We start from the raw sequence: 7,110 nt of genomic DNA, 5'->3' as shown, positions 1-7,110 counted from the left end.
GCCTCCCCATAACCAACGCCTGGCGCGAACGCTGACCCCACCCACCTCAGACGAGGACGCTTCACACCCTCTCGAACCAGACCCGAACCATGGCGCAGATCAAAGCGCCCACCACGGGCATGCCCACGTCACCACGGGGTTCCAGGGGGCGCCCCCTCGGCCAACACAGCCCCTCTTGGACGAGCACGATTCACACCCTCTTGGACCAGACCCGAGCCAAAGCACCGACCGAAGCGACAGGCACGGGCAGGCACGCGGAGGGCGCTCAGCGCCCGGAGCGGGCATGCCCGGCGACGCAGGCGACCGCAGCGACCCCGCACACGCCCGTCACAGGCACGACAGACCGCAACAAAGTCGCGAGGATCGCCTGCGTCGCTAACGGGGGTTCCAGGGGGTCGCCCCCCTGGGCCAACACCTCCCCCTGGGCAATCACACCCCCCTTAGACCCTGTGGTGGTTCTGCCCGGGCCACGTCTCCTCTGGCCAGGCGGGGACCTGTTCGGAGGCGTCGGGGTCGATGCCGGGGACGATCTGCTCGCACCAGACGACCTTGCCGGCGGCGGTGCGGCGGGTGCCCCAGCGGTGGGCGAGCTGGCTGACGACGAGGAGGCCGCGGCCGTTCTCGTCGTCGTCTTCGGCGCGGCGCAGGCGGGGCAGGGCGGCGGACCGGTCCAGGACCTCGCAGACGAGGGTGCGTTCGAGGAGGAGGCGCAGTTCGATGGGGCCGGGCGCGTAGCGGAGCGCGTTGGTGATGAGTTCGGAGGCGAGGAGTTCGGTGGTGTAGTCGAGTTCCTCCAGGCCCCATTCCTCCAGGCGGGAGCGGACGAGGCCGCGGGCGCGGCGGACGGCGGCCGGGTCGGCGGGCAGGGTCCAGGAGGCGTAGCGGTCTTCGGGGAGGCGGCGCAGGCGGGCGATGAGGACGGCGATGTCGTCGCGGTGCTGGTCGGCGTAGACGCCGGCGAGGGTCGCCTTGGCGAGGTCCTCCATGGGGCGGTCGACGGAGTCGGGGCCGAAGATCTTCTGGAGGCGGGCGAGGCCGTCGTCGATGTCGCGGCCGCGGTTCTCGACGAGGCCGTCGGTGTAGATGACGAAGAGGCTGCCGTCCTCGACGGTGAACTCGCGGCTCTCGATGGCGGCGCCGCCCGCGACGCCGAGCGGCGGGGCGGGCGGGACCTGCAGGTACTCGTTGTCGCCGGTGGGGCTCGCGAGCAGCGGCGGCAGGTGCCCGGCGGAGGCGATCTCGATCGTGCCGGTGGTGGCGTCGTACACGGCGTAGACGCAGGTGGCGAAGTGCGGTTCCTGCTCGCCGAGCTCGATCATCAGCTCGTGCATGACGTGCAGGGCGTCGGCGGGCGGCAGCTCGAGGTTCGCGAGGGTGTGCAGCGCGGTGCGGAGCCGGCCCATGGTGACGGCGGCGCGGACGCCGTGCCCGGCGACGTCGCCGACGATCAGGGCGACGCGGGCGCCGGGCAGCGCGATCGACTCGTACCAGTCGCCGCCGACCTCGACGAGCTTGCTGCCGGGCAGGTAGCGGTGCCGGACCTCGACCGAGGACGGCGCGGACAGCCGCAGCGGCAGCAGGCTGCGCTGCAGCGCGAGCGCGGTGGAGCGCTCGCGGCTGAACTTGCGGGCGTTGTCGATGACGATCGCGGCGCGGGCCGCGAACTCCATGCCGATCTCGACGTCGTAGGCGTCGAACTTGCGGAACCCGGGGACGCGGGTGCAGGCGATGAAGCCGAGCAGCGTGTCGCGGGCGATCATCGGCAGCAGCACCATCGACACGTCCGACAGCAGCTCGCCGGCGGGGCCGCGGCGCCACAGCCGGCCGATCTCGCTGGCCTCGTCGAGGGTGATGTGCGGCAGGTGGACGGGCCGGGCCGTCTCCATCACCTGCCGGTAGGGGGTGCCCTCGGGGAACACGAGCACCTCGCCGACGGGGAACGTGGACGTCCACGCGGGGTTGCCGTCGTCGGAGGTGACCGCGATGCGGCGCAGGACGGCGGAGCCGGACTCGCTGTGCACCTCGTCGGAGGCGACGAGGCTCTCCAGCACCAGCACGGAGGCGGCGTTGCAGTAGTGCGGGACGACGACGTCGACGAGGCCGCGGGCGGACTGGTCGAGGTCGAGGGACGCGCCGAACCGGGTGAGCTGGTCGTCCATCAGCGCGCGGCGCATGAGGGCCGGGTCCTGGTAGCGCTCGCTGGGCGGCAGCTCGACCCGGACGAACAGCAGCGCGGCGGGCGCGGCGCCGTCGTCGCCGCCGACCATCGGCTGGACGGTGACCAGCGCGTTGCCGGACCCGCCGTCGCCGCGCAGCACGGTGGTCACGCCGTTGCGCTCCTGGTCGCCGACCTCAAGGAGGGCTTCGAGCTCGGCCTTGGCCTCGTCGCCCACCAGGTCGGTGGCCGGCTTGCCGATCAGCTCTTCGGGCGCCCGGCCGAGGACGGCGCGGGCGTTCGGCCCGCACTGGACGATCCGCCTGGCCCCGTCGATGCCCAGGACAAGGGTCCGGGACGCCGAATCGGTGGCGGGCGCATCGCCTCGCGGCGCCATGACGGATCTCACCTGACGCGCTCCAGACAGCCGGTCGTCTTAGCACTACCCAGCGACAGTATGGGGCATGACGCAGCCGCGGGGGGAGAAGATCACGCTTACCGTGCCGAAATCGCGTCGGTTCCGTCGTTCGCGCGTCATCGCGCGCCCGCTCCGATGCCTCGGATGAGGGTGTCGACGACCGCTTCGGCATATCCGTCCGGGAAGGTCTCGTGCGGCCGTTTCGGCACGAGGGAGCCGAGCAGCATCGACATGGCCACCTCCACGTCGAGGTCGGCGCGCAGCTCCCCGCTCCGCACGCCGCGCCGCAGCACGCGGCGGACGACCTCGCGGCGCGGCTCGATGACGTCGCGCTTGTAGCGGGCGTACAGCTCGGGGTGCTTCTCCGCGCCGCCGACGACGTTCCAGAAGCACCGCGAGTACCGGCGCTTGCGCTCGTCGGTCAGCGCCCGCGCCAGCTCGGCGAGGTCGTCGCGGACGGACCCGCCGGACGGCTCGGGCAGCGGCGCCTTCGCCGTGCCGAGCGCGTCCAGGATCAGCGCGTCCTTGCTGGGCCAGCGCCGGTAGATGGTCGTCTTGCCGACGCCGGCGCGGGCGGCGACCGCCTCGATGGACAGGCCCGCCACGCCGGACTCCTCGGCGAGGAGGTCGAGGGTCGCCTCGATGATGGCCTTCTCGGCGCGTTCGCTGCGGGGCCGCCCGCCGGGCCGCCGGTCTGTCTCGGTCATGGTTCCTTCACGCTCTCACACCGCGGCCTTCTCCGGCTCCGGTGCGGCGGCGTCCGCGGCGGCGGCGGGCGCGCGCCCCGGCATCCACTTCAGGACGACCAGCGCGCCGAGCAGGGCGACGACGGCGGCGGCGACCGACGCGGTGTGCATGGCGTGCACGAACGCGGCGTCGGCGTGGCCGGCCAGCCGCCGTCCCGCGGCGCCGAACTGGGCCGCCACGGCGTGCGCGCCCTCGATGGAGTCGCCCGCGGCGTCCCGCGCGCCGGGGGGCAGCGCGGCGAGGTCGCCGTCCAGGTCGCGGCGGTAGACGGACGCGACGACGGAGCCGAGCACGGCGACGCCCAGCGCGACGGCGACCTGGCGGGCGGTGTTGTTGATGGCCGAGCCCGCGCCGGCCTTCTCGCGCGGCAGCGCCGACATGACCGACTCGGTGGCGGGCGGCATGACGTTCGCCATGCCGGTGCCCTGCACGAAGAAGATCGCGCCGAGGATCCACATGGGGGTGTCGGTGCCGACGAACTGGTAGCTCGCGAGCGCGGCGGCGACCAGCAGCAGGCCCGCGGTGCAGACGGCCTTGGCGCCGAAGCGGCGCACCATCTCGGCGCTGCGCGGCGCGAACGCGAGCTGGGCGATCGCGAACGGGAGCACCATCGCGCCGGACTGCAGCGGGGTCAGCCCGCGCACCGACTGCATGTAGAAGTTGGCGAAGAAGAACACGCCGCTCGCGGCGAAGAAGCACAGCGCGATCGACGCGACGGCGGCCGACATCCGCGCGTCCCGGAACAGCCGGACGTCGAAGGCCGGGGACGGGGAGCGGGCCTCGTGCGCGACGAACAGGGCGATGACGGCGGCGCCGGCGAGGATCGGGCCGAGCACGGGGAGGGTCAGCCAGTCGCCCTTCTCGCCGCCCTGGATGATCCCGTACGACAGGACGACGAGGCCGATGACCGACAGGACGACGCCGAGGGGGTCGAGCCGTCCCGGCTCGGGGTTGCGCGACTCGGGCACGAGGAACGCCATCAGCGCGATGCCGACCGCGACGACCGGGACGTTGACGAGGAAGACCGAGCCCCACCAGAAGTGGGCGAGCAGCAGGCCGCCGGTGAGCGGGCCGATCGCGACGGCGAGGCCGACCGCGCCGGCCCAGATGCCGATGGCGCGGGCGCGCTCGCGCGGCTCGAAGACGTTGGTGATGATCGACAGCGTCTGCGGCATGACCGCGGCGCCGCCGAGGCCCATCAGGGCGCGCGCGTAGATGAGCTGCTCGGGCGACTGCGCGTACGCCGACAGCAGCGAGGCCAGCGCGAACACCGCCATACCGCCGATCAGCACGCGCTTGCGCCCGATCCGGTCGCCGATCACGCCGAAGGTGAACAGCAGGCCGGCGAAGACGAGCGTGTAGGAGTTGATCGACCATTCGAGCTGGCTCTGCGTCGCGCCGAGGCCCTTCTCCGGGTCGGCGATGGTCTTGAGCGCGACGTTGAGGATGGTGTTGTCGAGCACCACCACCAGCAGGCTCATGGTCAGCACGCCGAGGATGTACCACCGGCGGCGCTGGATCGTCTGGGAGTCCATGCCGATACGCAACCGTATCGTTTCGGAATCTGTTCCCGGCCCGTCCGGATCGGGGAATCCGCGGGGGTACCCGAATCGTTTTCGAAGTGGCACGATCTGTTCTGTCTGGGTACGCCACCGTGGCGCCTCAAGACCGGAGGTTCTCGCATGTCTTCTTCTGTCGCACCCCCAGCCCAGCCGACCGCGCTGTACGGCGGCAAGAGCGGCCGGAGGGTGACCGTACGCGACATCGCCGCCGCCAAGGAGCGGCACGAGAAGTGGCCGATGCTCACCGCGTACGACGCGCTCACCGCGCGCATCTTCGACGAGGCCGGCATCCCCGTGCTGCTCGTCGGCGACTCCGCCGCGATGGTGGTCTACGGCTACGACTCCACGATCCCCGTCACCGTGGACGACCTGATCCCGCTGACCGCGGCCGTCGTCCGCGGCTCCAAGCGCGCCATGGTCGTCGCCGACCTGCCGTTCGGCTCGTACCAGACGGGCGTCAAGGAGGCGCTGACGGCCGCCACCCGGTTCCTCAAGGAGACCGGCGCGCACGCGGTCAAGCTGGAGGGCGGCCGGCGGGTCATCCCGCAGGTCGAGGCGATGGTCGCCGCCGGCATCCCGGTCATGGCGCACCTCGGGCTCACCCCGCAGTCGGTGAACGTCTTCGGCGGGTACCGGGTGCAGGGCCGCGGCCAGGACGGCGACGAGCTGATGGCGGACGCCAAGGCGCTGGAGGCCGCGGGCGCGTTCTCCCTCGTCCTCGAATGCGTCCCCGAGGACCTCGCCGCCCGAGTCACCTCGTCGCTGTCGATCCCGACGATCGGCATCGGCGGCGGCAACCGGACCGACGCGCAGGTCCTCGTCTGGCAGGACATGGCGGGCCTCACCCCGCACACCGCGAAGTTCGTCAAGAAGTTCGCCGACATGAACACGCTGCTCGGCGACGCCGCGCGCACCTTCGCCGAGGAGGTCGTCAGCGGCGCCTACCCGGGGCCCGAGCACTCCTACCGCTGAACCGCCGCACCGGACCCGGCCGCGCCCGCCCGCTCGCGGGGGCGGCCGGGTCCGCGCACGTCACCGCTCGGACGCGGCCGAGGCGCCCTTCCCGCCGCCGTCCTCACTGTCGCCGTCCTCACTGTCGCCGCCCTCACCGCCGCCGTCCTCCGGCTCGCCGCGGAGCCGCGGCGACGAGCGCACCACGATCAGCCGGTCGCCGGGTTCGATGTTCGTGCACTCCGGGTGGTCGAAGGGCAGCGTCCGGCCGTCCCGCACGACCGCGAGCGCCGGCTGGCGCACCGCGCCGAGCGGCCCGCCGACCTCGTCCGGGCGCGCCTCCCGCGCCACCAGGTCGAGGCCGCTCCCCTGGTCGAGGAGGTCCTCGATGACCTGGCTGACGCTCGGCTGGCTGCTGGACATGCCTAGCAGCCGCCCCGCCGCCTCCGACGAGGTCACCACGCGGTCGGCGCCCGACTGGCGCAGCAGCGGGACGTTCTCCGACTCGCGCACCGACGCCTGGATGCCGGCGCGCGGGTTCAGCTGCCGCGCCGTCAGCGTGATCAGCACCGCGGTGTCGTCGCGCGCGCTCGCCACGACGATCTCGCGGGCCCGCTGCACCGCGGCCTGCCGCAGCACCGAGCTGCGCGTCGCGTCCCCGACGATGCTCACGAACCCCGCCTCCGCGGCCTCGGCCACCACGCGGGGGTCGGGGTCCACGACGACGATGGAACCGCGGTCGACGCCGGTGTTCAGCAGGGTCTTGATGGCGCTGCGGCCCTTCGTGCCGTAGCCGGCCACCACGATGTGGTCGCGCACGCGTGCCCTCCAGCGTGACTTGCGCCAGTCCTCGCGGGTGCGTTCCGCCAGGACCTCCAGGGTCGTGCCCACGAGGACGATGAGGAACAGCACCCGCACGGGGGTGATGAAGACGATGTTGACGAACCGCGCCGCGTCCCCGACCGGGGTGATGTCGCCGTACCCGGTGGTGGAGACCGTCACGGTCGCGTAGTAGAAGGCGTCCAGCAGCGACAGCCGCCCGCCGCCGCCGGTGTCGCGGTAGCCGTCGCGGTCGGCGTACACGACCGCCACCACGGCGAACAGGAGCAGCAGCGCGATACCGACGCGCTTGGCGACCGCGCGCAGCGGCCCCGTGGTGGACGAGGGCAGCAGCACGAACGGGCGCCGCGCCGCCTCCGGATCGTTCGAGCTCGGCACCGCACCGAGCTTAACCGTCCCCGGCCCGGCGGGCGGCGCGGGCGGCTGATTCGGCGCCG

At 72.9% G+C, this 7,110-nt stretch carries 5 protein-coding genes; 1 reads left to right on the top strand and 4 read right to left on the bottom strand.

Annotated features, from left to right (window positions below; genetic code table 11):
* Positions 1-440: 440 nt before the first annotated feature.
* The 3 genes from ACIWVC_RS32485 to ACIWVC_RS32475 form a co-directional block, all read right to left on the bottom strand.
* A complete protein-coding gene (locus ACIWVC_RS32485; protein WP_396450759.1) occupies positions 441-2,552 on the bottom strand; it encodes a SpoIIE family protein phosphatase in 2,112 nt (703 codons plus the stop codon).
* 137 nt (positions 2,553-2,689) lie between these two features.
* Positions 2,690-3,280 (bottom strand): TetR/AcrR family transcriptional regulator, encoded by a 591-nt coding sequence (locus ACIWVC_RS32480; RefSeq protein ID WP_396450757.1) that lies wholly within the window; start codon positions 3,278-3,280, stop codon positions 2,690-2,692.
* A gap of 15 nt (positions 3,281-3,295) precedes the next feature.
* The gene (locus tag ACIWVC_RS32475; protein ID WP_396455016.1) at positions 3,296-4,855 is read right to left on the bottom strand and encodes an MFS transporter; all 1,560 of its coding nucleotides are present in this window, start codon (positions 4,853-4,855) and stop codon (positions 3,296-3,298) included.
* A 147-nt stretch (positions 4,856-5,002) separates the two neighbouring features.
* Here ACIWVC_RS32475 and panB point away from each other — a divergent pair, with 147 nt between their 5' ends.
* A complete protein-coding gene (gene panB, locus ACIWVC_RS32470) occupies positions 5,003-5,854 on the top strand; it encodes a 3-methyl-2-oxobutanoate hydroxymethyltransferase (RefSeq protein WP_396450753.1) in 852 nt (283 codons plus the stop codon).
* A gap of 60 nt (positions 5,855-5,914) precedes the next feature.
* Here panB and ACIWVC_RS32465 read toward each other — a convergent pair whose 3' ends face one another.
* Positions 5,915-7,051 (bottom strand): potassium channel family protein, encoded by a 1,137-nt coding sequence (locus ACIWVC_RS32465; RefSeq protein WP_396450751.1) that lies wholly within the window; start codon positions 7,049-7,051, stop codon positions 5,915-5,917.
* Between the last annotated feature and the right edge of the window lie 59 nt (positions 7,052-7,110).

This window comes from Actinomadura sp. (assembly GCF_044508335.1).
GTDB lineage: Bacteria > Actinomycetota > Actinomycetes > Streptosporangiales > Streptosporangiaceae > Spirillospora.
This window is presented reverse-complemented; position numbering and strand designations above follow the sequence as displayed.